This is a genomic window from Microcoleus sp. Pol17C6, assembly GCF_036701145.1.
Classification (GTDB): Bacteria; Cyanobacteriota; Cyanobacteriia; order Cyanobacteriales; family Microcoleaceae; genus Microcoleus.
The window spans coordinates 23720-50395 of record NZ_JAUBQH010000012.1; the positions used below are offsets into that span (position 1 = coordinate 23720).

Sequence of the window (26676 nt, forward strand, 5' to 3'; positions counted from 1 at the left end):
GGCGATCGAGTTTGGCGGTGGGGAGTGTTGGGTATTGGGCTGTGAGTTAGAAGTTATGAGTTTTGGGCCTGACTCGCAACGGATAACTCGCATTGCCCTATGCCTTATTTTATCGGGATGAATTCAGAACTAAGATATTTCTTAGAACTGAGATGTTGCCGCCGTGTCAGGAATAGACCTCTTAAGCCAGACCCACAAAAATTTCTCTCGCTTCAGGGGCCCAAAAGCCAGCCCCACCAGTGGTAACAGCGTGTCTAACCCATAAGCAAAGTTATCTCATGAGTGGAACGGGCCGGAGAGTCCGTTCTTAACAATGGTGCAATATCTCAGTTAGAAGGGAATTGCTGGAGAATCTTCTTGGAAAACTGTTTCTCGCGCGATCGACACAATGGTGGAGAGGGGTACTTCACAGAAATATTTCCGCCGGAATTGTTCTTCGGAGACTGCTGCTAGGAATTGCGCTGCAAAACGCGCGGCAATCGGGGAATTTGGCACTGAGAATTGAATGGATTGGCTATCTAATAAGGGTTTGGTGATTTCCTCTGGCGCGTCTTGCTGCTGTGCGGTTTCGGGTTGTCTGGCGATGTGGAAAGCTCGATCGCGGTAATGGATTTGGAAACCGAGATATGTTAAGGTTTTGAACCCGAGTTGCAGGGATGTGTCGCTGATGCCGAGTTTTTGGCGGAGTTGTTGTCGGGTGACGGGTTTGTTGGTGCGGCTGAGGTATTTGGCGATGCCGATTAGCTGTTGGCAGATTTGCTGTGGGGGTACGAGTGGGGGTAATGTATAGGCGATCGCGAGTTTTTTCTGAGTGTACTGTGCTTGCCGAAACCAGATCCGCAGTTCGTCCCAGCTTGCGGGGCATTCTTTGAGGACGATCGAGTTTTCGCGATCGACCTTTTCGGAATTGTAAACTAGATTGTCGATCGGCATTTGAGATTCTAAGTTTGTGCTAGCGCCTAATAACTCTTCATCGTCATTTCTATTGCGCCAGTCTACAATCCAATCTATTTGAATCTGGGAATTTATTTGGTTGTCTTCCGTGCGTTCTTGCACTGACACGAGGCGCACTTCATAGCGCGATTTGTAAGTATTAAAATCGAGTTCAACGGTTACATCGCACCGGCCTTGGGGAACTTCGTTTTGATTGTGTCCCCACCAAATGCCGGGAAATCCCATATCGGTAGATTCATCCCTAATTGTAAATTCTGTTTTAAGATATTCTACTTTTTGCCCTTTCAAATCCTTAATTTTTTGATTCCAGAGATTTTCAAACCAGCAGTTTTCAATCAGCAATTTGGGTGCGGGGTTGCCCATACCGCAGGGTTCGAGCAATTTTAGTTCTTGAAATAAGTCTTTGCCTAATTCGGAGACAGTAATTTTTAAGTCGGCTTGAACGGGGGCTGCTGTTAAACTATCGGTGCTGTATTGTTGTCGCAGTTGCTGATTTACCGCATCTGTAAATAGGGGGATATTTTCAACTGGGAGACTCAATCCGGCGGCGAAGGGATGACCGCCAAATCTGTGCAATAAATGCGCTTGATCTTTGACTAATTGGTAAAGGTCGATTTGATTGGCGGAACGGGCGGAACCCCTGGCAATGTTGGATGGGGAAAGTGTTGGTGATTCTGAATCTAATAAGGAGGTAAATTGCATTTCTGGGGAATTTTCATTAATTTTTTCGCTTCCTTCTGTGCTGAATAAAATCACGGGGCGGCCGTATTCTTGGGCGATTTGTCCCGCTACTAATCCTAATACTCCTACGGGCCATTGCGGGTCGCTGAGGACGATGACGCTAGTAGTTGAGAGGTCGAGTTTGGCTAGTTTGTTGGCGGCATCTTTGGTAACATCTTTTTGTAAAGATTTGCGCCGGGAGTTGGCAATTTCGGTTAAATTTGCTAGTTCTTCGCAGCGTTTTTTGTCGCGGCTGGTGAGGAGTTCTACGCAGAAGCTGGCGTCACCTTGAATGCGGCTGACGGCGTTGATTCGGGGGCCGAGGCCGAAGGAAATGTCGGTTGGGCGATCGCCCGATCTTTTGCACAGTTCGAGCAATTTTGCAACTCCTGGGCGGGTGGGATTTGCGATTTGTTTTTGCAGTTGCTGGATGCCGACTTGTGCTAGGTAGCGACTGTCTCCTGTAAGTTGGACTAAATCGGCAATTAAGCCGATCGCTACTAATTCTAATAAATCTGTGAGCGGGCGCTGCGGAATATCCGGTAATGTGTGATATAATGCTTCAACTAATTTGTAGGCTACTCCAACTCCTGAGAGGTTAAATAGTTGGTGGTTTGGGGGAAAGTAGCGGGGATTGATAATGGCTGTAGCTGGCGGGCGATGGTCAGGTAATGTATGATGGTCGGTGATAATTGTATCGATATTTAAGCTGGTAGCGTATTCGATTTCGGCGATGTTTGTACTGCCAGTATCACAGGTAATAATTAAGCTAATTCCAGATTTTGCTAAGGCATCTATTCCCGCGATATTGAGTCCATGAGATTCGGTTAAGCGGTTGGGAATGTAATAAATTAGTTGGTCGTTTTGAGCAAAAAATTCTCCCAGTCCGTCCCAAAGTACGGAAGTTGAGGTAATGCCGTCGGCGTCGAAATCTCCCCAAATTGCTACTTTTTCGCCGCTGTTTCGTGCTTGCTGGATTCTTTCTATCGCCCAGGTCATTTCTAGTCCGAATTCAAAGGGGCTTGCTGGCTGGTAAAGTTTGGGATTTAAGAAACCGGGTATTTGTTCTGGGTTTTGAATTCCTCTATACCACAGAAGTGCGGCGGCATAGTTTCCGGGGAGTTCTGGTGCGTGGTTCCTGACAGCTTCTATCAGCCAAGCTGGGGGTTGGGGTAAGGGTTGATTTTGCCAGTTGTGAGCGGTTTCTGTCATTCGATTTTAGATTTTAGATTTTTACCACAGATGAATCCGAGGGCTTTTTTGTATGTTAAATAAAACTTAAGCCCGTCACTCGTTCCCCGGCTCTGCCTGGGAACCCATTTCCAGAGGCTCTGCCTCGCTTACGATCGCGAAAATTGGAGGCAGAGCCTCCCTATCTGCGTTACCAGGCAGAGCCTAGTAACGAGTAAAATTTGGGGGGTTTGTTGATATATTAAATAAATATTTCGTCGATTATAGCAAGATTTGGTAGCCAATCCGTGGGAGTTTCTGCCGGAAGATTTGGTGAGGAAGCTTGGGTGTCTGTTGTGCGGTTGCAGCGAGTGGCAAATTGACAGGAATCGCAAAGATTGGAACTAATTTCTACTTGGGGTAAGAATTCGCCGCCTTCGGTATAGCGCTGTCGCCAGTCGGTTAGCTGCTGCAATAGGTCGGTTAAATCTTGTTTTGTGCGATCGTGTTCTGTTTGGTTGTAAGAAAATGTGAGTTTTTGCGGCGGTTCTTCTCCTTGCAGTTGTACGAACCAGTATGTCATGGAAACTTGTTCGGGGGAATAGTCGCTGGTTTCTACTAAGACGTATAAATAAAGGCGAGTTTGCCAACTTTCGGCTATCCATTTTGATTTTTGAGGGCGGGGATAGGTTTTCCAGTCGAGAATTTGGGCTGCGTTTGGTTCTGCTATTAGCAAGTCATAGATAACGGTGAATAGGTAGTCTTGGAAAATTAGGGTGCGGGGGTGTTCGGCTTGGCGGAAAATTCGATCGCTATTTTCTGAATTGGCGAAAAGTTCGGGTGCGGTGTTGATAAATGCTGCCACGCAGCGTCCCAATTCGGGGTCTTGTTGGATGATAAATTCAATGGGAAGTCCGAGTTCTCGCTGCTGCATTAATAGGTGAAAGTGGCTTCCCCATGTGAGTTTTTCTTTTTGTTCTGGGGAGGCGGTGGTGGCGAGTAGTTCGAGGTAGCTGTGTTGGAATTTGCGGGGGCATTCTTCGAGGATTTTGAGTTGGGTTTGGGAGAGTCGGAGCATTTTTTGCGTGTGATGTTGTTGGTTTTTGGTAGGGTTTTGTTATAGTGGTGGGTCGAAGGGCGATCTGGCTTACAGCCAAAATTGTTTATCCCCATCCAATGCACCTGGAGAAATACCTTGTAACCGCCGATAAGCGATGCGGTCAGAACCATATAACGGAACGGGTAAACGTGGCTCTTTAAGCGCTCCATGATGCAATAAAGTAAGTTTAAGTGTTGTTTCTACTAAACTTTCAATTGATACTTCCTGTCCTTCATCAGGAATAACCTTCAAACGTAAGGGATAAGGCAGACCCATCTTCTCATTCTTCACTTCTGTGGTCACCAAAATCACTTCATATGCAGATAGTCGAAGTGCTAGACCTTTTGTGGGTGCTTTTAAAGCTGACTGAGCAAAGTTGTAAAGTCGGGGAACTTGAGACTTGATACATTCCACCAATATAAAATTAGAGCTAATTGCTTTTGCTCGTTCCCGTAAATACTTGACTTCGTTACCACAAAAATGTCCATCCCGGTAAATTAGTACAGTTTTTCTAGTTAGGTCAGCAGCCGGAAGAAACCTCTCTAGTGTTCGTTTATCGATTTCCTCACCCTGTGTCAAAGCATCTTCTAGCCTATAGCGAATAAATTTTCCTTGTCGATCGTAAAGACGTACACTTGCACAAACATTCAAGCTTCCGCTTCCCTTCTTCTTGGGAGTTCTGGAAATATCCAAACCGATGAAATAATCAGCAATCTTTAAAGGTTCAGCTAGAATAAATGGCAAGTTTCCCAGCTTTGCTAAAATCCCTGGAATGACTTGATTGAGAATATTTCCGTGATTTTTAGTATCTTGTACTGTGTCTTCATAAATCACTTGGCTTGCTTTTCCGTGTCGGAGCAACTGCGAAGAAATAAAAGCATAAAAACTGCCGTCTTCGCTATTGTCGGTATTGCGATCCGTCTGAGGTAAAAAAGTCAAAACAATATCAGTGGGAATCACCATTAGTTCATCTATAGCTTGTTCCAATCTAACTTTAGCCTCAGTCTTACTCAAGCCGTCTATCGAAACTATCTTAACTCTACTCTCATCAATCTTTTTGGTATTCTTGTCAATCAAACTGAGGCTTTCAAATTTATACTGTTTGAGACGTTTCTGAACTTCTTCTAAAAAAGACGAGCTGACTTTAAAATTCCCAACTTTTAAAACTGAAATCCGAATCGCTCTTGATATATCACTATACTCATCATGACGGCGATAAACACCACCTTGAGAGAGTCCTTTTAAAACTTCACCTCTCTTACCAATGAATTTATTACCAAACTCCAAAAGTGTTTCTTCAAGCTTGAACTGAATTGGTAGGAATAAGGACTGGTTATCGCGGCTGTTGATACACTTAGCTCCTAAATATAGTCCATAGGTATTTAAAACATTTTCTGCTTTTTGCTTGTAGGAAGTTAAGCATTTTTGTCGCTCTTGATAGGGAATTTTAGTTTCTTTGAGTAAGTCTCCATATTTTACATCAAAGCGAGCGGCAGTTTCCTCTGTGACACAGGGACGCAAAGCAGACATTGCATAGTGATACTCAGTTGGATTTTTGCCAAACTGGACTGCAACAACAACTTGATCGTCTGGTGCTTCTTGAAGTTTTAGTTTGCTCTGTGCACCTGTTGCTTGAGCGATGAGGTCTTGTCTGCGTTCTCCTTCTCCAATCGGGCCTACAATAGCAGTAATTGTAGCAAAACTATTCTTTTCAATATCTCTAACTTTCAAACCTATTAAAAGTTCTTTCGGTTTGTTCCTATATGGATGATTTTCGTAAAATTCATCCAATGTAGTTTGGTAAACGAAGTAGCTGTGAGGTGTTAAAACTAAAGCCGGATATTCACCATCTTGCAATTCAATAGTTTCTGCCCAAAAATTAGCTTCACGCTTGACTTCAACATGATTTTCAGACAAAACAGTATCAGCCGATGAGAACTCTGAACTTCTTTTCAAGATTCTAACAGCTAATTGAGCAAGGATAGGAGCTGTTACCTGCGGTTCGCGTACCCATTGGATAGAGTAGGAGCAATCGCCAATATCTTCTCTCAACTCCTCTTCTATTTCTACCAGTGCCTCTCGCCACTTTTCTTTGCTAGGCATGGGTTGATTAGGTTGACCTAAAACCCAAAAATATTTGTCTTCCCAGATCGCAACTAGCTGATGAGGAAATTCTTGATTAGTAAACTTTTGGCAAAAACGCCAGCTAAATCGGTTGCCAATTTTGCGATCTACTTCTGGAGTCAGTCGAAAGCTGATTAAATTGCCCTGTGAAATCATGAGCGGGAAAATCTCGCTCAAAAAATATGTCGCAGAAGGAGAGACTTGTGGAGGAATATGAATATGAGCAGTCATGCGGCAACCTCTAATATTACAGAAGAAAATTCACAAATTGAGTTAAAGGGACAGTAAGAACAGTTTGAACCAGGATTAGGTGGAAAAATTATTTCGAACTCAGCCGGGTAGTCGCGGTAACGCTTCAAATCTTTTTGATGTCGTTGAGCAATTAGCGACATCTCTATTTTGAAAGCTTGTAGTGTATCAACCGTTGCCCTGAGTGGGTCAGACTGCTTGCCAGTTTCCAAATTATAAAATGAGGCGATAGCTGGCTGAGATGGATAAAGATAACTGGCTGCTAGCAAGTAAAGGTATGCCTGTCGCCGATCGAATTCAGATTTACCTGTTTTGAAATCTAAAATATGTATGGTTCCATCGGGTTCGGCAAAAATGCAGTCAATCGCCGCAAATAAATTAAACAGATAATTCCCCTGCTTCATAATAATTGGTGGGGGAAATCCCTCATCACCTCGGTTCAGTTTAATGATGTTCTTGCCTAAAAGAATCGGGTGCTGGTGGTAATTGCTCAGGATGAGAATGACTCGTTCGTGAACAGGAGTTAACTCTTGGCTTAATTGCAGAATTTCTGCAACTTGCTCTACAGCATCTTTGCGGGAGAATAGTTTAGGGTTTTGATGAAATTCATAAACTCCTTGCTGTGCAAGTATTCCAATTCGTTGAGGTGTGTTGTCTAAATCTTTAACTGCTGCAACTCCAGGTTCTCGCTGTCGTGCCCTAGCAAAACCTCGCTTCATATCGCAGTGGAAGTATTCTTGCCCTACTGGTGGAGCAAACTGTGACCAAAGATTATAGCTGGCAAATGCCCATATTTTGTCCATGAGTTTAGCCCTCTATTTTAGAGGGCTGTTATTGGTTCATTTGGTTAAAATTTCGTGGATGGCGGTTTTTGCTTTGACGGATTTGGAAACCTCAGTTTGGTTCGCCAATTCAAAGGTACGCAAGCCTTCCAGCATTTGTTTGGCGGCTTTCCTCAGATTTGGATTCCGACTTGTCCGTTGAACTTCCTCAAGCAAAACTGGCAGGGGTCTGCCGATTGAGAAGCACAGTTGGTCGGGATTGAAGGGTTGTTTTTTCATGCTGTGACTCCAAAAAGGTCTGTCTCGATCTATTATAGTGTTTATATTGCCCATGTTGACCAATTTAGCCAACACACATACTTTAGACCCTGTTGAAGATAAAGTCAAGATAGATTACAATTTTTCCATGATAAGGGACTACAGCCGTGAGCGAGACGTTTGGCAAGCTGATTCGTCAAGCCCGTAAAGACAAGGAATATAGCCAGCGCGAACTGGCAAAGTTGATCGGTGTGGATTATACCTACCTATCCAAACTGGAAAACGACCACGCTGGGTATCCTCCCAGCGAGGATGTCATTGAGGCGTTAGGGCGTCATTTGGATTTGACCGATCGTACAAATGACCTCAAACGCCTAGCAGGTAGGATTACACCAGATGATGCGAAAGTTTTTGAGGATCTGGTCAAAAAGTATAGGGAAATGCCTGCGTTGCTGCGCCGGATGCGGGATGAGCCAGAATTTGCACAAAAATTACTGCACGAAAACACAAAATTAGAAAGTGAGGAGAGAAAGAGTTGGAAGTAATCAAGCCTTATCGATACCTCCATAAACTAGATATTGAGCGTCAAGCTCAAGATGTTTTAAGAGATGTGCAGACAAAGCGTAAGCGCCCTGTTAAATGGCCTCCTATTGATCCTACTATTGTGGCAGAATCTCTAGACCTAGATGTTGAGTGGTTCGCCATACCTCCAGACGCTCAAGGGTCGATAGCAGCTATGATTTTGCCTTTAGAGCGTAAAATTGTAATTAACGACGCTATTTCACAATTGCGCGGAGGCTTTGGACAATCTACATTAGCCCATGAAGTTGGTCATTGGATGCTTCACATCGATCGACATGCTGTCGGTAATTTTATTGAACGAGCCGATCTAAATATTGAGATTGCTGTCGAACCCTTTTTATGTCGCAGTCTTAGCAGTCAACAAGGGATTGAATGGCAAGCCCAGTACTTCGCTAGTTGTCTGTTAATGCCTAGGGATGTATTGGAACAGAGTCGAAAGGGTCGTAATTTAACAAATTGGAATCATCTTTATCCAATGGCTGGGGAGTTTGGCGTAACAATATCCAATCTGACAAATCGTCTGCAAGACCTTCGCTGGATTTACATTCCCAAGGGTTCTAACCAAATCTATCTTGGTGATACAGGAACTAATGGGTAGAAAAGTTTGTTTTAGTGAATTGCGATCGCCTACCTCTCCCATCCCAAATCCAAAAGTGCGTGAAGCGTAGCTATCCCGTAGGGAATCGCCCTTTGCTTCCCCAAGTGCGATCGATAGCAGTACACAAAAGGCGTTAGTAAGTTTCTTGGCGGGAATGTACTAATGCCTTTTCCATTAAAATTCAAGCATTTATCACAACACTTCTCAATTGTCAATCCTTAACGCTAAGTTTTAACGGTTATCCTATCTGGAGCTTTTATCGGCTATGGATTTGAGGGTTTTAGCAAGTGTTGAATTGTTTGTAAAAGTGATAGATTTTTGATTTTTAGCCGCAGATGAACGCGAATAAACGCGGATGAAAGAAAGATAAATTGAGAATGAGTTAAGTGGCGATCGCACTTGATCGCACATCACAAAATCACTCTTTTGTCAATACAAATACGCTGTCTTTATTCCCCCGTCCAATCCGCAAATCCTTATCCAAATAAGTGATATCCAGCCATCCCTGCTGTTCGCGAGTATCCAGCCCGATATCTACAGCAGCGAACTTTTTCCCCGACTCAATCTCATTGATAAACTTAACCGGAGATTCATAGCCAATCAACCTGCTTAAACCGAAAATCGACCGCTCAAACTTGATCTGCACTCGGCGTTCGGAAGTGGCCTCAAATCTCGCCGCTACACTGACAATTCCTTCCAAATAAGGCAAGCCGTAAAGTTCGCCAATGTTGTAAACTTTAGATTCTTTGACGCGGATAGATTGATAAATTTGACCTAATTTGACCAATGGAAAACTGTCAAGATTCAGCAGTTCGCGACTGGTGGTGTACAATAACCGCCAATCACCATTTAAAAGCTCTGCAGCTTCGACAGGCCGTGATGTGGGGTTGTAATCTTCCAATTGGGCGATCGCACTTAAAATCGCTTGTTGGTCGCTGGGACTCGCCAGCAAACCGCGATTCTTACCAGCAATTATCTCTAATAGTGCAGATTTTCTAAGCATAATTTTTTAAGAAGGAAGAACACTGATTTTGACACGAATACACGGATTAATTATCGAACGTCAGGCAAAAGTCAGACCGCTTTTTTCTTCAGTCTCAAGCGAGAGGGACGAAATTTTGTGTAGTAGCAATTTTAATCGCCGAGTCCGCAGAGTATTAACAACTAATAACTAAGATACCAAATTTCACCAGATAGAGCAGAGTCCGATACAGGGCTGCTAATTCTTGGTCGTTATTGGTATAACGCCTGAGAACTTCTCCAACGCTGACAGCACCCTTTTGCTCGATCGTATCCAATATCTCCATCTGAATGTTAACAGAGATTCTTCTGTCTTGACCGAAGCTGGTAAACCAAATTGTTTGCAACTCTCTCAGAAGTTCTGGTGTGGCGATCGCACCCAGACTCAGCATCATCTCATTGCTTAAACTTCTAGTCGCATAATTACCTAATACCCGAAACGGATCGTCGCCTAGGGGATAAGGCGGCTTCCCGGGTTTTAAAGGTGCTGACTCCGGTGCCGCAAGGCGAATCTCTGCTAATTCCCGCCACAATTGTTCGTAAGCAGCAATTACTACTTTCCAATCATAAATTTCCCTCGCCCTTTGTCTGGCATTTTCCCCCATCCGCTTTCTCAATTCGGGGTTTTCAATTAATTGGCACAACGCCAGGGTGCAAGCATCAATGTCAACTGCTGTGGCGAGGGAAGTGTGACCCATGTAAGTCGGCCAATTTAAGCTGCCGTCAAGATAATTTAGGGCTAAATCTAAACAAGATTCCGGGGGCGGGATGAGTGTGGGAATCCGGAAGCCGTCTATTTCGTGGCGTACAGATTCTTTGTATCCGTTCCAATCGGAGACTATGGCCGGCAGTCCGTTCGCCATGGCTTCTATTGGTGTCAGTCCGAAGGATTCTTGAATGTTGTCGGACAGCGAAATGAAAATGTCGGCCGCCGACCAAATATTTTTTCTAATTGCGGGCTGTCTCCCATCTAAAAAAATAGCATTCACCGAGGGACAAAATATTTGCGCGCTATTTTTAAAGTCGGGTTCTTCTCTCGGATCTTCGATCCAACCGGCTTGAATTAAGTGGATTTTGGCTTTTGTCTGTTGTGAGGCCCGTTCTAGGGCGATGTACATGGGTACCGGATGACCTTTTGCAGAAAAAGTCAATCGACCGACAAATAACACAACAATATCTTCGGGAGAAATGCCGAGTTCTTGTCGAAGTTGGCGGCGACTTTTAACTGCTTCCACACCCTGCGGAAACGCGCTGCAATCGACTCCTAGGGGAATAACGGGGAATTTAACCAAAATTTCCGGTTTACCGCCGTTGCGCTGGGCTAAATATTCAGACCACTCCCTCATAACTCCTTCTACTGCTGTTTTCACGGCTGTAGAGGTGCAGATCAGGGCGTCCCAAGGCTGCATGGGTGCGGTTATCAAATCGCCGATCGCCTCCATGATGTATTTTGTACCGATCGTGTGAGTAACGCCGCAAACGCTGTAGGCCCGCTGATCGACAAATCTGCGCGCCCACACCATCTGCGACAGAACCGGATCGGGTCGGTAAATTGTGCCCGGTTGAGATAGCAAATCCGGTCGTTCCATCGGAATCCAGCGGACTTTCCGAGGTTTTTGCAGCCAAGGTTGGATGTGCGAACAAAACTCCTTAAAGGTTGTTTCGCTATCGGCGCAACAGTAGAGAGATTCAGCGGTTCCGTGTTGGACTAAGCTTTTGAGAAACCCTTCTCCGGCTGAATGACGCCCCAGAAGTTTTTTGCCTCCGGTGTGGTAGCCCTCTTTGTTGTATAAAACCGCTGCCGTTGTATCCATTCTGAGATTTATTGCTTGAGAGTTGACTGAAAAAGCCAGAGGGCATTCGGGCTCAGGCTTTGATGAAAATCCAGGAGACTGTTGTGAATCAACCCCTTGCCGTTAGGGAAGCTTGCACAATAGGATCGCCACCTGTCCCGCGATATCTTAAAGACGATCGTCTTAGATTACAATGCTTACGGCTAAAGAAGGATTGGCAAGAGCGGATTTTAGTGTTATCCTCATGCCCATGCTTGGGGGCGATCGCCTTTTGGGTCTCCCATCTTATCCGATCCGGAACCAAACAGTGCCTGTGGTATAATGCTTTAGCCTTGCTAAATGCCCGATTTGCAAGTGCTTGATCAAATTAGTAGTTCGTCGGCAAAACGTTACCTCACTCGATCGCGTCTTTGTCTTTAAAAACCGATAATCATGTACAACCCATCTCTGCGTCAAATTCCTCGCCACTTACCTGCGGATGTAATTCCATTAAAACAGCAATCTTCTCTTTTAGACTGGTTGGAATCTAACAATCGCCTGTTAGCAAGGGATGTCCAAGAACCCGACTATCTGCACGAAGAAGAAATTTCTGAACTTATGGCAGTTGACGACAGTCCTTACGATGATTTAGAAGAGGAAGTAGAAGAGGATGTGAGTGTAGGCGAAGAATAACGGGTAGAAGGGTGAAGAAATCAACCGGAAACAGGGAAGAAAAACTCAGAGATTTCTCAATCTCCTGTATCGCACCCTATTCCCCATTGTCAATTGCTTATTCTCAAATAGTGTGTGGTGAGGAGTGTTATGGATAACTTTTTGGATGAGAAAATCCCTTTTAGTCTGCCTTTCAAACTTACAGGCAAGAATTTATTCCTGCTGCTGGGTTTGGGGCTCGGCATTTTAGCGATAGGTTTAGATGTAGCAGCGGATAGATTTTTGAATTTACCTGCATCGCTATTTATGCCGCTAGTTGTTTGTGCTTTAGTTGCGTCGGGGTTGGGCTATGCAGTTGTTCCCGTACTCCAGCAACTAAAAGCTGGACAAATAATTCGCGAAGACGGCCCCCAAGCTCATTTAAAAAAGGCGGGAACGCCGACAATGGGAGGCATCTTTTTTATACCGGCGGGGGTAGCAGTCGCTTTACTTTGGTCGAAGTTTAACTCAGATGTTGTTGCCGTATCCGCTTTAACTTTAGCTTACGGTTTCATTGGCTGGATTGATGACTGGCAAATTCTGCGACGTAAGTCGAACAAAGGTATTTCACCTCGGATGAAATTGGCTTTGCAAATAAGTTTTGCTGCTCTATTTTGTCTGTGGCTGATGTTTCATCAACCTGCTATTTCTACGAATGTTGCTTTGCCTTTCGGTTGGGTATTGCCATTAGGTTTGCTGTTCTGGCCAGTGGCTGGTTTTGTGCTAGTTGCCGAAAGCAATGCTACTAATCTTACCGATGGTGTTGACGGCTTGATGGGCGGTTTGGGCGCGATCGCACTTTTGGGACTAGGTGCATCTGTAGCCTCTACTTCGCCAGAATTAATGATTTTTTGCGCTTGCATCAGCGGCAGTTGTTTCGGTTTCTTAGCACACAACCGCAATCCAGCCAGTGTGTTTATGGGCGATACAGGGGCTTTAGCTTTGGGCGGTGCGTTGGGTGCGGTAGCTTTATTAACAAATAGCCTTTGGATATTATTAATTATCAGCGGGATTTTCTTTGTAGAAACGCTGTCAGTAATTGCTCAAGTAGGTTATTACAAAGCTACAAAAGGGCCTGATGGCATCGGCAAGCGTCTGTTAAGAATGGCTCCACTGCACCATCATCTAGAGTTGTGTGGCTGGTTGGAAACTCAGGTTGTGGGAATCTTTTATTTAACTAACGGGGCGTTAGTGTTAATGATTCTGATGTTGACGGGAAACAGTTGAGAACGGATTGCGTGACGGATTGCACAGGGGATGTAAGAGATATTTTCTACTATTTGAAACACACAGGCAAGATGCCTGTTCCACAAGAACTGAATGCAGTTGTGGAACAGGCATCTTGCCTGTTTAAGGCTCAAGCCACACGCTTTTGGGCTGTTCCACATTTCTTAGTCTCTTAGAGAGGGACTTCGTTTCTCTAGTAAGTAGCAGTTTCAACCGCTGAACAATCTGTAATATCCCTAGTTAATGCAATGGAAATCAAAAAAATCAGGGGCAATATTGGGAGAATTTTTGCAACAAGCCTTCTATTGCTGGCTGCTAGCTCAGTTTTTTACTGGAACCTCGTTAAGCTGGGTTATGCTGTTCCAATTCCCTACATTTTAGACGTTTTCTGCTTAAATAACTGTCCGGCTGATGATTTAAATATTTTGCATACCCAATTCGCGCCCGATAATTTATTAAACTACGACAAGCCGCTAATACAAATTTTAGGCGAACCAGATAAGTTAGATAAAAACAGAATTTCCCTCCTAGTTGAAAAATCAAAATACAGGCTGACTGTATACGATAGCAAAAAGCCAGTAAAATCTTATCCTGTAGTATTTGGTGGCAATCCCACAGGTGATAAATTAAAAGCAGGGGATTTGCGGACGCCGGAAGGTATTTTTAGTATTAAAGATATGTACCCTCACGAAAGTTGGTCAAAGTTTCTGTGGCTGGATTATCCAACCAAACAATCTTGGCGCAAATATATAAAAGCTAAGCAAGATGGTACAATTAGGTGGGGCGACAGTGTAGGCAGCGAAATCGGGATTCACGGCGTTCCTCCTAATTCGGATAATATAATAAAATCTCGATCAAACTGGACCTTGGGATGCGTTTCTCTGGAAAATAAGGATGTTGAGGAGTTGTATCAGTTTGTGGAGAAAGGCACAGAAGTAGAAATTATTCGATAAGTTAAGTTGCCATAAAACTTGTTCGTAATAATGACTTTACTCCTAATTGACTCAAAAAACTGGATAGAGGGCTAATGAACAGTGACGACGGGTTTTTACCTCAAGTTTCGGTGGTTGTGCCTGTTTACAACGGCGAGATGGATTTGCCGGAGTTGATTGAGTCCCTGCGATCGCAAACTTATCCGCCACACAGAGTAGAATATCTCTTAGTAGACAACAACAGTCGCGATCGCACTTCAGCAATCATCGAAACAGCAGCTAAGTTGGATCAAATAACCATTCGCCACCTCACCGAAAATCAGATTCAAAGTTCCTACGCCGCCCGAAATAAAGGAATTTGCGCATCCACAGGCGAAATCATTGCATTTACCGATGCAGACTGTCGCCCGGAATCTGACTGGCTGGAAAATTTAGTTAAGCCATTCGTTGACTTAGAAATAGGAATTAGCGCTGGGGAAATACTCGCATTGCCCGGTAAAACTATTTTAGAACAACACGCCGATCGCCAAAATACTTTATCTCAAAAACATACACTCGCTCACCCTTTTTGTCCCTACGGTCAAACCGCCAACTTAGCTGTACGGAGGCTAGTTTTACAACAAATAGGATTATTTCGCCCTTACCTCACCAGCGGCGGCGATGCTGACTTGTGTTGGCGGATTTTGCGGGAAACATCCTATAAAATGTATTTTGCCGAAAATGCGATCGTCCGACACCGCCACCGTTCTACAATAAAACATTTGCAAAGTCAATGGTATCGGTACGGCGAATCTAATAAATATTTGCACGAACTCCACGGTGTCGATTTGATGCGAGAATTCACAACAGGGGAATATTTTTACCGGCTGGCTAGGTGGCTGTTAAAGGAATTTCCGGTTGCTGCTGCCAAAAGTGCGCTCGGCGGAGCCGATCTGGTAGATTTGTTTAATACGCCGATCGGTCTTTTGAATGTTAGGGCAAGGTCCATGGGGCAGCGCCAAGCCCAACTTCCCGAATCAGCTTGGGAGATTGAGCGTTTTTAATATTTTAGACCATAAGCTTTTCACGGGCGGGCAGGATGCCCAACTCCTACTCCCCACAAAAAAATTGAAATATGAGTGGAACAGACATCTTGCCTGTTCTAAATAAGCCTTTCACGGGCAGGCAGGATGCCCCACCCCTACTCCCCACAAAAAAATTGAACTATGAGTAGGAGTGGAACAGGCATCTTGCCTGTTCCTCAAAATTGTGCAAGATGTGCGCTCGACAAATATTCGTTTGTATACAATCCGCCCCTATAAATACCTATAAGTCCAGTTTATTGGTGCATATAGATATGCTGAATGAGAAATATGAAAATTTAACGTAATCCTTAATATAAAATTAATAAGTCGATTCTGAAGCGCTCGGTTTGACGACGGGAACCAACTCAGAGGCAAACCCCCAAATTTTCTTTACTTCTGCCTTCTGGCTTTTCAGTGCTGTCGTCAGCGCATCGGAATTATTCTCAGAATTTTAAATTTTTGTAACCTTTACAGGTAATGCCAATGGCTCAAATCTTACTCCAGACCGTTTGGTTTATACCTTGCTATCCACTCATAGGCGGAGTTCTGTCGATGCTGTGGTTTCCGGCAGTTACCCGCCGCACGGGGCCAAGACCATCCGGTTACGTGAACGCCATATTAACCTTGTTCGCTTTTTTACACGGGGTCATAGCCTTGACAGCTATCTGGAACCAACCGGCGCAACACGAGTTGATTCCCTGGCTGAATGTAGCAGGTTTAGACTTAACCATTCCCGTAGAAATTTCTGCAGTCACCGTCGGGGCGACTGTTTTGATTACCGGACTGAACTTGCTGGCGCAGATTTATGCTTTCGGTTACATGGAAATGGACTGGGGCTGGGCTCGGTTCTTTTCTCTGATGGGGCTGTTTGAAGCTGGGATGTGTGGCTTGGTACTGTGCAATTCCCTGTTCTTCAGCTACATGATTTTGGAAGTTCTGACTTTGGGTACTTACCTGCTAGTCGGGCTGTGGTTCAATCAGTCTTTGGTGGTGACAGGAGCCCGCGACGCTTTCTTAACAAAGCGGGTGGGAGATTTATTCCTGCTGATGGGAGTAGTCGCCATTCTGCCGCTGGCCGGAACTTGGAATTTTGACGAGTTGGCTGTTTGGGCCGAGACTGCAAAGCTTGACCCTACTGTAGCGACACTGCTGACTTTAGCTTTGATTGCCGGCCCCATGGGCAAATGTGCTCAGTTTCCCTTGCACCTGTGGCTAGATGAGGCGATGGAAGGCCCGCTGCCGGCGACAATTTTACGGAACACCGTAGTTGTGGAAACTGGTGCTTGGATTTTGATTAAGTTGCAGCCAGTGATTGCTTTGTCGCCGATCGGACTGAAGACAACTATTATTGTAGGCGCTGCGACAGCGGTTGGTGCTTCATTAATTGCGATCGCCCAAATTGACATCAAGCGCACGCTTTCCTATATAGTCAGCTCTTACATGGGCTTAGTATTTATCGCCGTCGGCACCGGACAAGCCCAGACAGCCCTGACATTGATATTTGCCTACACCTTGGCGATGGGTTTGCTGGTGATGAGCATCGGTTCGGTAGTTTGGAACAGCGTCACTCAGGATGTCCGAGCTCTCGGCGGTTTGTGGGGAAAGCGGCCGATATCGGCCATATCGTTTATTGTCGGTAGCGCGGGATTGGTTGGACTGCCGCCCTTCGGCTGCTTCTGGGCTTTAGAAGACTTCACATCCTGGCTTTGGCAAACTCACCCTTTCTTGTTAGGAATAGTGCTGTTTGTAAACGGCGTCACTGCTTTTGGCTTAGTGCGCGTCTTTGGTTTAGTTTTTGGTGGCAAACCAAAGCAAATGACCGAACGTTCGCCAGAAGTTCACTGGCCTTTCATCTTGCCGATGACTGTTTTAATGGGCTTTACTTTGCACGTTCCGCACGTGCTGGCGACGTGGCAGTTATTGCCTGGGGCGAGTTTTAATTATACCGCCACTGCACTGCTAGTTTTGTCAACGGCGATCGGCATCGGTGCTGGAGCATTTGTTTACCTGAACGAGAAATGGGAAAAACCGGTACGAATTGGTTCTGAAGCTTTGCAAGACTTTTTTGCTTACGACTTTTACACTGCCCAACTTTACCGGGTGACAGTGATATTTGCAGTCGGTTTAGTTGCTCAAGTTATCTCTTGGGTTGATCGCAATATTGTTGACGGATTCGTGAACTTAATCGGTTTTGCCACAGTTTTTGGCGGCCAAAGCCTCAAGTACAACGTTAACGGTCAAACTCAGTTTTATGCCTTGACAATTCTGTTCGGAGTAGCAGTTTTGGGACTGCTAGTAAGCTGGCCGCTGCTAGTTCGCCTGTCGCTGATTGTGGGTGGGTAAAGAAATATAAGCTTGAAGATTTTAGGTGACAGTTTTAATCTAAAATCTTAAAAACAAGAAGTCTTGAACAAAGATTTCTAACTAGATACAACAAGGCAACATCAATGAAATCAAACAACAGACAATTCAATCTTTCCCGGCGCAATTCCCTCAAATTTGTCGCAGGTGCTATTGGTACAGGGATACTCGCAGCACGAGCAGGCGCTGATTTGGCTGCACCCGAACCAGCAATTGCTCAAACTGACTTGACTCCCGATGCAGCTCTGAAACAGTTAATGGACGGCAACCAGCGGTTTGTTGACAGCAAACGCCAAAATCCCCACCAAGACTTTGGGCGTCTCACCGAAGTTGCCAAAACTCAAAAACCCTTTGCTGCTATTCTCGGCTGTGCAGATTCCCGCTTTCCTTCGGAAATTATCTTCGATCAAGGATTGGGAGATTTATTTGTCTGTCGCGTGGCCGGAAATGTTGTTACTCCAGAAGAAACTGGCAGCCTGGAATTTGGCACCCTGGTATTGGGAGCAAAAGTGCTTGTGGTAATCGGGCATAAACGTTGCGGTGCGGTAGACGCAACCATTAAAGGAGCTCAAGTTCCCGGCCAGATTGGCAGTTTGCTCGATGCGATTAAGCCTGCTGTAGAAAGCTCGAAAAACCAAACGGGCGACAAGCTGGAAAATGCTTCAAAAGCCAATGTTGTGCTCCAAGCTAACAAGTTGAAAGCCTCTCCAGTTATCTCTAAGTTAATTGCGGAGAATAAACTGAAAGTTGTTGGTGGGTATTACGATTTAGACACGGGCAGAGTCACTATTCTTTCTGAGTCGTGATGAAATTTGGGATTGATAATTGGGAAAAAGTTTAACATTTAAACTCCCAAATTATCAAAGACAAGAGGCTGCAAAATAGATTGTTCACTCTTCACTCTTCACTTCACACATTATGCTTAGTACCTTGCTCTGGTTGCCCGCGTTGGGCGCTGCGGTAGTCGGGTTCCTGCCCGGAAATATAAATGGGATGCGTCTGCGTTCAATAGCCTCGGCTTTTGCGGCAGCTATTTTCATTTTGAATATCTGGCTGTTGACTCAATTCGATCCAGCCAATTCGGGACTGCAATTTCAAGAATATTTGCCTTGGATTCCGCAATTAGGTTTGAGCTACAACTTGGGCATTGACGGCTTGTCCTTGCCACTGCTGGTTTTAAGTGCTTTGCTGACGCTATTAGTCATTTACGGCACTGGCGAAAAAATGGAGCGACCCCAGCTTTACTACGCTTTGATTTTGCTAATCAATGCTGGTATTGCCGGAGCTTTAATGTCTCAAAATTTGCTGCTGTTTGTACTGTTTTACGAAGTAGAATTAATTCCTTTTTACCTGTTGATTGCGATTTGGGGCGGAAAGCAGCGGGAATACGCTGCCATGAAGTTTTTGATCTACACGGCAGTTTCGGGACTTTTAGTGCTGGCAGCATTCTTGGGTGTGGCTTGGCTGAGCGGGTCTTTAAATTTCGATTACAGTGCGATTACCACTCAAGAATTGCCTAGAAATTTGCAGTTAATCCTGCTAACAATTTTGCTAATTGGGTTGGGAATTAAAATTCCCTTGGTGCCGCTGCACACTTGGCTGCCGGATGCTTACGTCGAAGCTTCGCCAGCAACAGCAATTTTGCTGGGAGGGATTCTGGCGAAGTTGGGAACTTACGGTTTAGTACGGTTCGGCTTGCAGATGTTTCCCGAAACGTGGTCGATTATAGCTCCGGCTTTAGCGATTATCGGGACTGTGAGCGTGATGTACGGGGCTTTGAGCGCGATCGCCCAAAAAGACATCAAGCGCATGGTAGCCTATAGTTCGATCGGACATATGGGCTACATCCTCGTTGCCTGCGCCGCGGGTACGAAGCTGGCATTAATCGGCGCTGTCGGGCAAATGGTAAGCCACGGCTTAATTTTAGCTTTGCTATTTTATTTGGTAGGCATCATCGAAACCAAAGTTGGCACGCGGGATTTGGACGTGCTCAACGGTTTGATGAACCCGATGCGGGGTTTACCCACTGCCAGTTCCCTGTTAGTTTTGGGCGGCATGGCAAGCGCCGGAATTCCGGGTTTGGTGGGTTTTATTGCCGAATTTTTAGTATTTCAAGGCAGTTTCTCGATCTTTCCAATTCCAACTTTGCTCTGCATTTTAGCTTCGGGTTTAACAGCAGTTTACTTTGTGATTCTGCTCAACCGCACCTGTTTTGGGAAGTTGGACAATGCCACGGCTTACTACCCTCCAGTTACGTTTGCTGAAAATATGCCGGCGCTGGTTTTGGCGGGCATCATTTTTGTGTTGGGAATTCAACCTGCTTGGCTACTCAAGTGGAGCGAATCTACTACAAATGCGATCGTTGCTACTCTGCCGACTGACAGAAATACCCAAGTTGCTATTAGCTATCCCCTAGAACACTCGGAGCTGGAAATCGCGTCTACACAAACGAATTCCGCCTCCACCGACTAAAATCTACTCGTTTCCAGGCTCTGCCTGGAAACGCATATCCGGAGGCTATGCCTTCAATTTTCCGGCTCGTAGGCCTGGATATCGGTTCCCAACCTCTAGCCTGGGAACCAGTTAAAGAATCGCAGCTTTTGGCAATAATTCAAAATATTTAGATTCCCTCACTCAAAGGAAGAAACAATGGTACAAACCCCTAATAAACCAGCAACTAAACTACCTCCTTCCAAACACGAATTTGCCGAAATAATTCACAGGCTAGAAGCTGGCGGCGCAATGATTCCAGATACGCCGGAAAATCTGATGCAAATCATCGCTATCTGGAAAGCTTACGCAGTGCCGATGGACTTTTACTGGCGGGATTTGCTTTACATCGCCGAACGAGTATTTTTACACCCGCTTCCTTTCTTTAAATACTTCTTGCCTCAAGAGTATTTAGACTTGCAAAATCACTATGCAGGCGACGGTGCAGATTTGCGGATTTGGCGCGGGACTGGAAGTGTTCACCCGGAACTTTTGGAGTTCATGGAGAAGGGTGAAACTGGTAATATGCCGCGGCTGTTTCACCATTTGTGGCACGATCGCATTAACATGGAATTTGCGGAAGAGTGCATGAGGTCAATGCTTTGGCACCGGGGCTTGTACGTGCCTACCAATCAATTCGATCCTTATTTGGACAGTGACGAATATAAGGCTAATGCCGATCGCGCAATTAAAGCTTACTTCAAAAAAGACCCGTTCATGCTGGCACTGCACAAAGCATTTCCAGAAATGTTTTTAGAACAGTGCCGCCAAATGTCTTATTACAGCAATCTCGGTTTATTCTGGGAAGTCATGGCGCCGGTGTTTTTTGAGGTTTCAGACTTGTACGACGAAGGGAAAGTTACCACAGTCCCGCAGGCGATGGATTTCCTAGTAAATGGCATATTTGCGATCGCCGGACGCCCGATTTACCACCACGTTCAAATCGACGGCGAAACCTACGAAATCATTCCCAAATCTAAGGGTTTCACTTGGCTTTATGAAGCAGCGTTACCTTACGTGGAAGCTGTATTTTATCGCACTTCGCCATTCCGAGGCACCAAATCTTACAACGCTCAAGCTAAGGAAGTTCCTGACGACCAAAAAGACTTCCACTTCGGAGTGCTTTATGCAGACAAATTCCCCGTAGGTACGGCGGGGATTCCGCCGACTTTGCTAGCACAAGATATGCTGCATTTCCTGCCGCCGTATTTGATGGATTTCTACAAACAGCGCTGTCGCGGCGAAGATGATATCCTCAATCAAATTGGGGTGACATTCCAGCGATCGATGTACTGCGTTACTTCGGCGGTGATTCAAGCGTTGCGGACTGCTCTTTTGTATCCTTTAGATGACCCGAATCCAAAGCATTTGAAGGCAAATCGGGCTTTCTTTGAGGCTCAGATCGATCGCTTCTGTCGCCCGGAATACGGTATGAAATATGCTGCGAAGCTCAAGAATATCCAGACTTCGGATTACAGGTAAAGGATGTTTGCCGGAGGCATCTTAGCTTCTAAGTCCGCCAGTCCGTTAGTCCGCCAGGGGTTGAAACCCCTGGCTCAAAGCTCAAGTCGGTTGAAACCGACTGGGAAAAATGAAAGCTTTTTTAAACCGTTTCAAAAGTCCTATAATATTAAGCTACTTGGCATCATAATTATTCCTCTCTCTCTTCTTTTCCTCTGATTTCTCTGCGTTCTCTGCGGTTTAATCATTCCCATACAACCGGAAACGATCTAACCAATAACAAATAACCAATAACTATGGACAGCAACGATCTAGCCAAATATATCGAAGCAAAGGACGGGATTTCCAAACCTTGGCTGTTGGTGCAACTGCGGCTGAAAAAATTGCAAGAAAGGCGATCGGAGATTTCTGCGGAAGAGTATATGACAGAACTTACTGACCTTCACAAAGATTTAATGAATCTGGGGGAATGGTGGCTGGGAATCGAGGATGAGGTTTTCTAGGCGATTTGAAGAATGCTAGGTGCGGGGATGGGTTCACCTTCTTCCTGCCAAGCTTCTAGATACATTTCGAGCACTTCTTCGCCATGTCGGATGGCTTCTTCGCGGGTTTGGCCGTGGGTACAGGGCATGACAACGCGCTCGGCAAACTCTGGAATCGTCACGAGGAAAAGTTGAGCCTCGTCAGACCATTGGACGATCATACTGTATCGGTTCATGAATCTTCCTCCTTTAACTCGTCGAGTTCGGCTAACAATATTGCCAACTGCTTCTCTAAATAGCGTGGCACATCATCTCCGTCTTTGCCTGGAATTGTTAATGTCTTCCCAATCAAAGGGTGCTGCCATCTTTCATGGCTGCCTTTCCGCGTTTTGGCAAATAAATAAAGCCCTCACGGGTAATCTGAGCTTTTAACTCGCGAATTTTTCTAGGCATGGTGATTGTCCATTTTCTACCTCCATTTTCTCACTTAGCCATTTATTTTAATTTTTCCTTTGCCCATTCTCGCAGTTGCTCGTCGGGGCGATCGCACTTTAAAATTTCTCCATCAAATCTTTTTCTTGGGCATAGACATCTCGTAGCTGTTGCAGCGCGGCCCCAGAAATGACCGATTTAACAGTAGCTACCAATTGGCCCCACTCCAGCAAGCTGTCAACTGAAACAGCTTTTTTGAACTTGTAAATGTAGAATTTCGTCCAAAATGCTGGTGATTGCTTGCTTTTCCAGCGTTTGTACCATCTGCCAAAATCTTGAGGTGCGATCGCATTTACTCGAACAATCGGCGGAAAATCGGCGTAGCTGACAAACCGGCTGATGCCTTTGGCGTGCACATACACCATGTAGCGACAGCATTCTATGCGGTAAATCTCGTCTGCTGAGATATTGAACAGGAGTGCAACTGTTTCTTCTGTGACAAATCTCGCCAGCGGATGCAGGATGGGAGATTTGTGAATTATTTTGGAGCAGGCGAAAGTGCTTGATTTTAGCTGGGATGATGCTATCATAGTAAGTCAGACAGCTAGTAACTGTCTATTTAAGTTTTGAAAACGATCGCCCTTTAGTTGTCCAGACCGGGGGGCGATCGGCTTTTTAGATAAATTTATTCTAAGGTGTTATAGCACCCATTGTCAAGCATGGGTTTAGTCAGAATTAAAGTCAGAGAACTAGCAGCAGAGAAAGGTTGGACATTCAAGGAAGTTTCAGAACGTTCTGGAGTGGTATACAACACGGTCAAGCATTATGCTCGCTGTCCAGGGCTGACAACGGTTGACTTTACTTTGCTGCTGAAATTAGCTCGGACTTTTGATGTGATGATTGAGGATTTGGTTGAGGTTTTGGAGGAATAGGTCGATCGACCTTAAGTTGTCTAGACCGGGGGCGATCGCTTTTTCAGATGTAATTATCTTAAAACGCAACTGCATTATTTGTCAAGCATGGGTTTAGTCAGAGTAAAAGTGCGAGAGTTAGCGGCCGAGAGGGGCTGGACATTCAAGGAGGTGGCTGAGCGATCGGGCGTGATCTACAGCACCATAACCAGCTATGCTCGTCGTTCTGAAATATCAATGGTTGACTTTACCGCCCTGTACAAGTTAGCGCGGGCATTTGATGTGATGATTGAGGACTTGGTGGAGATTATTGAGGAATAAGTTGATCGGCCTTTAGTTGTCTAGACCGGGGGCGATCGATTTTTTGTATTTTTTACACTATAGCATGATTAACTGTAGTTATTCAAAGATTATTGTAGTTAATCGGATTGAGGATGATAACATCAAGGAAAGTTATTAATAGTTGATTATTCTTCGTGGCTAAAACTAATACGGCGATAGCGGTCAGTTCCGTGATAAAGGAAGTCATTCAAAAACAAGCCCAAGCGACAAGACTAACTCAGAAGGAAGTCGTGTACTTGGGAATGCTGGCAATTGATGCACTCGATAAGGAAAGCCGCCAAGAGTTGGCTGACAAGGTGCATCAGATGCAGGTGAATGGGGAAATTTGAGGCGATGAGGGCAATTTCCTACGGGATAGCTACGCACGCGCGTACTTCAGGGGAAGTAAGGCAAGGGCGCTCCTATGGAATTCGTCTACTGAAACAAATTCTCATTTTTTTACCAATAAATTGGGGTCTTCTTCTCCTCAACAGGAGCGTTTTCCCATCTAGTATTTGTACCCGTTTCGGCGCTCTTAGCCCCACACAGTCTGCTCAAATCAACTATCGTGCTATCAGAGCGCTGATAAAAACAAAAAGGTCGATCGTTGGATTGAGCTTGGGGTGGAGCAAAAATAGCAGGCATGGAAAAGCGCTCAGAAGACTGCCTTGGCATTGGAGATACTGGAACTTTCATCTCGGTGGTTGGCTCTGACGGTTTTGCACGGGCTGCCTCGGCCGTTACCATTCCTGACAGTAGCAGAAATGCCACCGAAACCAGGAGGAGATGGGAGCGTTTCATATTACTTTTCGACAATCTTGCTTCTGAGACTATTAACAAATGCCAGGACTTCGGCTTTCTCTGATTGATTGACGCTATTTTTATCGAGAGCTTGGGACACATCATTAGCAAAAGCGTTAAATTCATTGTTCGAGAGACCTCCATCCATTCCACTATGGGAAAGCTTCATAGTCCGCCCTGTATAAACACAAGGCCCACCTGCTGCTTGGCAGAATTGATCCACTAACAACTGACGCAGCCTCTGTTGTGAGTTTGTTCCCAAGCCAATAAAGTATTTACCAATTAGTGCGTCATTGAATATGAAAGTTGCTGAATCATCAATGACTTTTGCGATCGCGTTGTAGCCTCCTAACCTAGTGTAGAGAGTTCTTCCTGAAGAACCTTGTGCAATCAGATCTGTAGTTACTTTTTCTGCTGATTCTTGTGCTGACATCACCGGCGTAGAACGAGCGAAACTAGGGCTTAATCTAAAAGTAGTCACAACTATGACTGTGATACAAATTAATGTGAACAACATTGCCAAAGATTTACTGAGTTTCATTGAAAAATTTCCAATTGTGATGGTAATATGGTTAATTGAATCTTCAGCACTAAGTGATTTACAGATACATAGGCTTAAGAAGCAGGAAGCCTAAGTCTAATCTCAACTAAACTTAGTCTTTCACTCTGTGCGATCGTAAAAAGGCGAGGGTAAAGAGCGATCGATCGTCACATCATTTGATAACTTTAGCATCAAATTATCCTACGGTAGATTTTGTAATATTTCTTAGATAAGTCAGCATTTGCTGATTGATTGACTTCACATTGTGTTGGGTATTGTCAAAATGCGGTTAAACAAGTTGCATCGCAGCTAAAAGCTCAGGTTAAAAGTGCTACGATTTAATCGAAGTTGTTAATCTCCGGTTAGTTTTGTGACCAGAACCAGTGCCCCCATTGCAGTCAGCCCCATTATTAAAGAACTTGTGGAGAAAAAGGCGCTAGCAACCTGACTAACGCTGAAAGAAATTATCTCTGTCGGGATGCTGGCAATTGACGAGTTGGACGAAAAACGCTTGCAATAATTGGCTGATAGGGTGCATCAGATGCAGGTGAATGGGGAGATTTGAGGGAGAAGGGCGATCGGGCTTTTGGTAGAGTGAAAAAGCAGATCGACCCTCAAGTCACTTATGCGATCGAGTTGCCCTCTAAAATGGGTTTACGTGCAATGAATCCTGTATGAGCTTTTGGCAAGTTGTACTCACCATAACTACGTAGGATTTGAACTTGAAAACCTATGCTATCGAGTGCTTCAACAATATCTTTTGCCTTGTACAACCGCAAGCAGTGTATTTCATCATCTCGCCTGTAGGTTTCCCCTACTTTACGAAGAGTAATGATGCGGCGAATTAAGGTTTCATTCTCTTGATTTTCTTCCTTCTCAACCAGAACAATCCAATCTTTTCCTTCCGTGAATCCTTTGGTTGTGTTTCCTGCTACAATCTGTCCGGGTTCTGCAATGTCAAAGATGAAAACACCGCCCTCGGTTAAGGCGTAATAAATGCGACGGAAAAATTGCACCAGGTTTTGGCGATCGTTGTCTGCATCAAACAGATAATTCAAACATTCGCCGATCAAGGTGACAGCATTACATGGTGGGATATCAGTTTTAAACAGCGACTCAACTCGAAACTCGCCATCTGGCACTCGGTTTCGGGCAATGGCAATCAAAGACTCAGAAATATCAACTCCCAGAACACGATAACCTGCCTTTCTGAATTCTAGTGCGGATAATCCGCTGCCACAACCCAAGTCAACGACTAAACCTTCTTGTAGCTTGTTTTGGGCCAAGATATTCAATATACCAGGGGCAGATTTGAGAGCATAATCGCTATGCCCAACATCATGAATATATGCGAGGTCTTCCTTATACCACTGTGTCATGACTTCGTTCCAGCAGACTAACTCACAAATTTAGTTGCGATCGCACTTTTATTCCGGCTTGACAAACTCAGCCAACCACTTCGCATTGTCCCGCCGATGAACATTAATCGAACTGCATTTTGCTTCGACCCATCGATCTTATTCCATCCATCCGTTACACAATCCGTTGCCGAACTTCCTTCTGCTATACAAAAAAATCCCCCGCCAGAAGGCAGGGGATTTCATTTAATTACCT

Annotated in this window: 27 protein-coding genes; 14 read left to right on the forward strand and 13 right to left on the reverse strand. The window is 44.9% G+C overall.

Features of this window, described 5'->3' with window-relative positions; genetic code table 11:
• Window positions 1-330: 330 nt before the first annotated feature.
• The 5 genes from QUA25_RS08585 to QUA25_RS08605 form a co-directional block, all read right to left on the reverse strand.
• Window positions 331-2886 (reverse strand): DHH family phosphoesterase, encoded by a 2556-nt coding sequence (locus tag QUA25_RS08585; protein WP_333037028.1) that lies wholly within the window; start codon window positions 2884-2886, stop codon window positions 331-333.
• 220 nt (window positions 2887-3106) lie between these two features.
• On the reverse strand, window positions 3107-3922 hold the full coding sequence (locus QUA25_RS08590) for a PD-(D/E)XK nuclease family protein (RefSeq protein ID WP_333037030.1): 816 nt from the start codon (window positions 3920-3922) through the stop codon (window positions 3107-3109).
• A gap of 69 nt (window positions 3923-3991) precedes the next feature.
• Entirely contained in the window at window positions 3992-6298 is a 2307-nt protein-coding gene (locus tag QUA25_RS08595; RefSeq protein WP_333037031.1) for a Piwi domain-containing protein, read from the reverse strand.
• Window positions 6295-7119, reverse strand: coding sequence for a PD-(D/E)XK nuclease family protein (locus tag QUA25_RS08600; RefSeq protein WP_333037033.1), 825 nt, complete (start codon window positions 7117-7119; stop codon window positions 6295-6297). Before QUA25_RS08600 ends, QUA25_RS08595 begins: the two co-directional genes overlap by 4 nt.
• A gap of 36 nt (window positions 7120-7155) precedes the next feature.
• The gene (locus QUA25_RS08605) at window positions 7156-7377 is read right to left on the reverse strand and encodes a hypothetical protein (RefSeq protein WP_333037034.1); all 222 of its coding nucleotides are present in this window, start codon (window positions 7375-7377) and stop codon (window positions 7156-7158) included.
• 146 nt (window positions 7378-7523) lie between these two features.
• Here QUA25_RS08605 and QUA25_RS08610 point away from each other — a divergent pair, with 146 nt between their 5' ends.
• Both QUA25_RS08610 and QUA25_RS08615 read left to right on the forward strand, forming a co-directional pair.
• Window positions 7524-7901, forward strand: a complete 378-nt coding sequence (locus QUA25_RS08610; RefSeq protein WP_333037035.1) for a helix-turn-helix transcriptional regulator — start codon at window positions 7524-7526, stop codon at window positions 7899-7901.
• Window positions 7892-8536, forward strand: coding sequence for an ImmA/IrrE family metallo-endopeptidase (locus tag QUA25_RS08615; protein WP_333037036.1), 645 nt, complete (start codon window positions 7892-7894; stop codon window positions 8534-8536). Before QUA25_RS08610 ends, QUA25_RS08615 begins: the two co-directional genes overlap by 10 nt.
• Window positions 8537-8954: 418 nt before the next feature.
• On the opposite strand, the gene QUA25_RS08620 is transcribed toward QUA25_RS08615, so the two are convergent.
• Entirely contained in the window at window positions 8955-9539 is a 585-nt protein-coding gene (locus QUA25_RS08620) for a PAP/fibrillin family protein (protein WP_333037037.1), read from the reverse strand.
• A 154-nt stretch (window positions 9540-9693) separates the two neighbouring features.
• Entirely contained in the window at window positions 9694-11370 is a 1677-nt protein-coding gene (locus tag QUA25_RS08625; protein WP_333037038.1) for a glycosyltransferase family 4 protein, read from the reverse strand.
• 411 nt (window positions 11371-11781) lie between these two features.
• Here QUA25_RS08625 and QUA25_RS08630 point away from each other — a divergent pair, with 411 nt between their 5' ends.
• From QUA25_RS08630 to QUA25_RS08670, 9 genes are all read left to right on the forward strand, one after another.
• Window positions 11782-12021 (forward strand): DUF3134 domain-containing protein, encoded by a 240-nt coding sequence (locus QUA25_RS08630; RefSeq protein ID WP_006631296.1) that lies wholly within the window; start codon window positions 11782-11784, stop codon window positions 12019-12021.
• A gap of 129 nt (window positions 12022-12150) precedes the next feature.
• Window positions 12151-13266 carry a phospho-N-acetylmuramoyl-pentapeptide-transferase gene (mraY, locus tag QUA25_RS08635; RefSeq protein WP_333037041.1) on the forward strand — a complete coding sequence of 372 codons (1116 nt, stop codon included), beginning with the start codon at window positions 12151-12153 and terminating at the stop codon, window positions 13264-13266.
• 248 nt (window positions 13267-13514) lie between these two features.
• Window positions 13515-14219 (forward strand): L,D-transpeptidase, encoded by a 705-nt coding sequence (locus QUA25_RS08640; protein ID WP_333037044.1) that lies wholly within the window; start codon window positions 13515-13517, stop codon window positions 14217-14219.
• Window positions 14220-14293: 74 nt separating this feature from the next.
• Complete coding sequence (locus tag QUA25_RS08645) at window positions 14294-15241, forward strand: glycosyltransferase (RefSeq protein WP_333037047.1); 948 nt, start codon at window positions 14294-14296, stop codon at window positions 15239-15241.
• A 504-nt stretch (window positions 15242-15745) separates the two neighbouring features.
• Window positions 15746-17605, forward strand: coding sequence for an NAD(P)H-quinone oxidoreductase subunit F (locus QUA25_RS08650; protein WP_333037048.1), 1860 nt, complete (start codon window positions 15746-15748; stop codon window positions 17603-17605).
• A gap of 104 nt (window positions 17606-17709) precedes the next feature.
• Window positions 17710-18429, forward strand: coding sequence for a carbonic anhydrase (locus QUA25_RS08655; protein ID WP_333037049.1), 720 nt, complete (start codon window positions 17710-17712; stop codon window positions 18427-18429).
• 112 nt (window positions 18430-18541) lie between these two features.
• Window positions 18542-20095, forward strand: a complete 1554-nt coding sequence (locus QUA25_RS08660; RefSeq protein WP_333037050.1) for an NADH-quinone oxidoreductase subunit M — start codon at window positions 18542-18544, stop codon at window positions 20093-20095.
• A gap of 177 nt (window positions 20096-20272) precedes the next feature.
• Entirely contained in the window at window positions 20273-21595 is a 1323-nt protein-coding gene (locus tag QUA25_RS08665) for a CO2 hydration protein (RefSeq protein ID WP_333037051.1), read from the forward strand.
• A gap of 275 nt (window positions 21596-21870) precedes the next feature.
• Window positions 21871-22077: a hypothetical protein gene (locus tag QUA25_RS08670; protein ID WP_333037052.1), complete on the forward strand. Its 207-nt coding sequence runs from the start codon at window positions 21871-21873 to the stop codon at window positions 22075-22077.
• Here QUA25_RS08670 and QUA25_RS08675 read toward each other — a convergent pair.
• The 3 genes from QUA25_RS08675 to QUA25_RS08685 all read right to left on the reverse strand — a co-directional run bounded on the left by QUA25_RS08675 (window position 22074) and on the right by QUA25_RS08685 (window position 23078).
• Entirely contained in the window at window positions 22074-22292 is a 219-nt protein-coding gene (locus tag QUA25_RS08675) for a type II toxin-antitoxin system HicB family antitoxin (protein WP_333037053.1), read from the reverse strand. The two genes, QUA25_RS08670 and QUA25_RS08675, sit on opposite strands and share 4 nt — an antisense overlap.
• The gene (locus QUA25_RS08680; RefSeq protein WP_333037054.1) at window positions 22289-22408 is read right to left on the reverse strand and encodes a hypothetical protein; all 120 of its coding nucleotides are present in this window, start codon (window positions 22406-22408) and stop codon (window positions 22289-22291) included. The genes QUA25_RS08675 and QUA25_RS08680 overlap by 4 nt, the downstream gene beginning before the upstream one ends.
• A 199-nt stretch (window positions 22409-22607) precedes the next feature.
• Window positions 22608-23078 (reverse strand): hypothetical protein, encoded by a 471-nt coding sequence (locus QUA25_RS08685; RefSeq protein WP_333037055.1) that lies wholly within the window; start codon window positions 23076-23078, stop codon window positions 22608-22610.
• A gap of 129 nt (window positions 23079-23207) precedes the next feature.
• Here QUA25_RS08685 and QUA25_RS08690 point away from each other — a divergent pair, with 129 nt between their 5' ends.
• The 3 genes from QUA25_RS08690 (at window position 23208) to QUA25_RS08700 (ending at window position 24070) form a co-directional block, all read left to right on the forward strand.
• A complete protein-coding gene (locus tag QUA25_RS08690) occupies window positions 23208-23420 on the forward strand; it encodes a helix-turn-helix domain-containing protein (protein ID WP_006631306.1) in 213 nt (70 codons plus the stop codon).
• Window positions 23421-23507: 87 nt separating this feature from the next.
• Window positions 23508-23720 (forward strand): helix-turn-helix domain-containing protein, encoded by a 213-nt coding sequence (locus QUA25_RS08695; RefSeq protein WP_006631308.1) that lies wholly within the window; start codon window positions 23508-23510, stop codon window positions 23718-23720.
• A 191-nt stretch (window positions 23721-23911) separates the two neighbouring features.
• On the forward strand, window positions 23912-24070 hold the full coding sequence (locus tag QUA25_RS08700; protein ID WP_333037056.1) for a hypothetical protein: 159 nt from the start codon (window positions 23912-23914) through the stop codon (window positions 24068-24070).
• A gap of 109 nt (window positions 24071-24179) precedes the next feature.
• On the opposite strand, the gene QUA25_RS08705 is transcribed toward QUA25_RS08700, so the two are convergent.
• The 3 genes from QUA25_RS08705 to QUA25_RS08715 form a co-directional block, all read right to left on the reverse strand.
• Window positions 24180-24521 carry a hypothetical protein gene (locus QUA25_RS08705; RefSeq protein ID WP_333037057.1) on the reverse strand — a complete coding sequence of 114 codons (342 nt, stop codon included), beginning with the start codon at window positions 24519-24521 and terminating at the stop codon, window positions 24180-24182.
• 1 nt (window position 24522) lies between these two features.
• Entirely contained in the window at window positions 24523-25062 is a 540-nt protein-coding gene (locus QUA25_RS08710) for a group 1 truncated hemoglobin (protein ID WP_333037059.1), read from the reverse strand.
• Window positions 25063-25685: 623 nt separating this feature from the next.
• Window positions 25686-26441, reverse strand: coding sequence for a class I SAM-dependent methyltransferase (locus QUA25_RS08715; RefSeq protein ID WP_333037060.1), 756 nt, complete (start codon window positions 26439-26441; stop codon window positions 25686-25688).
• Window positions 26442-26676: the final 235 nt, after the last annotated feature.

Coding starts and splice junctions, on each gene's coding strand:
- QUA25_RS08585 (WP_333037028.1), bottom strand. CDS start 2,886: ATGACAGAAACCGCTCACAACTGGCAAAATCAACCCTTACCCCAACCC.
- QUA25_RS08590 (WP_333037030.1), bottom strand. CDS start 3,922: ATGCTCCGACTCTCCCAAACCCAACTCAAAATCCTCGAAGAATGCCCC.
- QUA25_RS08595 (WP_333037031.1), bottom strand. CDS start 6,298: ATGACTGCTCATATTCATATTCCTCCACAAGTCTCTCCTTCTGCGACA.
- QUA25_RS08600 (WP_333037033.1), bottom strand. CDS start 7,119: ATGGACAAAATATGGGCATTTGCCAGCTATAATCTTTGGTCACAGTTT.
- QUA25_RS08605 (WP_333037034.1), bottom strand. CDS start 7,377: ATGAAAAAACAACCCTTCAATCCCGACCAACTGTGCTTCTCAATCGGC.
- QUA25_RS08620 (WP_333037037.1), bottom strand. CDS start 9,539: ATGCTTAGAAAATCTGCACTATTAGAGATAATTGCTGGTAAGAATCGC.
- QUA25_RS08625 (WP_333037038.1), bottom strand. CDS start 11,370: ATGGATACAACGGCAGCGGTTTTATACAACAAAGAGGGCTACCACACC.
- QUA25_RS08630 (WP_006631296.1), top strand. CDS start 11,782: ATGTACAACCCATCTCTGCGTCAAATTCCTCGCCACTTACCTGCGGAT.
- mraY (WP_333037041.1), top strand. CDS start 12,151: ATGGATAACTTTTTGGATGAGAAAATCCCTTTTAGTCTGCCTTTCAAA.
- QUA25_RS08640 (WP_333037044.1), top strand. CDS start 13,515: ATGGAAATCAAAAAAATCAGGGGCAATATTGGGAGAATTTTTGCAACA.
- QUA25_RS08645 (WP_333037047.1), top strand. CDS start 14,294: ATGAACAGTGACGACGGGTTTTTACCTCAAGTTTCGGTGGTTGTGCCT.
- QUA25_RS08650 (WP_333037048.1), top strand. CDS start 15,746: ATGGCTCAAATCTTACTCCAGACCGTTTGGTTTATACCTTGCTATCCA.
- QUA25_RS08655 (WP_333037049.1), top strand. CDS start 17,710: ATGAAATCAAACAACAGACAATTCAATCTTTCCCGGCGCAATTCCCTC.
- QUA25_RS08660 (WP_333037050.1), top strand. CDS start 18,542: ATGCTTAGTACCTTGCTCTGGTTGCCCGCGTTGGGCGCTGCGGTAGTC.
- QUA25_RS08665 (WP_333037051.1), top strand. CDS start 20,273: ATGGTACAAACCCCTAATAAACCAGCAACTAAACTACCTCCTTCCAAA.
- QUA25_RS08670 (WP_333037052.1), top strand. CDS start 21,871: ATGGACAGCAACGATCTAGCCAAATATATCGAAGCAAAGGACGGGATT.
- QUA25_RS08675 (WP_333037053.1), bottom strand. CDS start 22,292: ATGAACCGATACAGTATGATCGTCCAATGGTCTGACGAGGCTCAACTT.
- QUA25_RS08685 (WP_333037055.1), bottom strand. CDS start 23,078: ATGATAGCATCATCCCAGCTAAAATCAAGCACTTTCGCCTGCTCCAAA.
- QUA25_RS08690 (WP_006631306.1), top strand. CDS start 23,208: ATGGGTTTAGTCAGAATTAAAGTCAGAGAACTAGCAGCAGAGAAAGGT.
- QUA25_RS08695 (WP_006631308.1), top strand. CDS start 23,508: ATGGGTTTAGTCAGAGTAAAAGTGCGAGAGTTAGCGGCCGAGAGGGGC.
- QUA25_RS08705 (WP_333037057.1), bottom strand. CDS start 24,521: ATGAAACGCTCCCATCTCCTCCTGGTTTCGGTGGCATTTCTGCTACTG.
- QUA25_RS08710 (WP_333037059.1), bottom strand. CDS start 25,062: ATGAAACTCAGTAAATCTTTGGCAATGTTGTTCACATTAATTTGTATC.
- QUA25_RS08715 (WP_333037060.1), bottom strand. CDS start 26,441: ATGACACAGTGGTATAAGGAAGACCTCGCATATATTCATGATGTTGGG.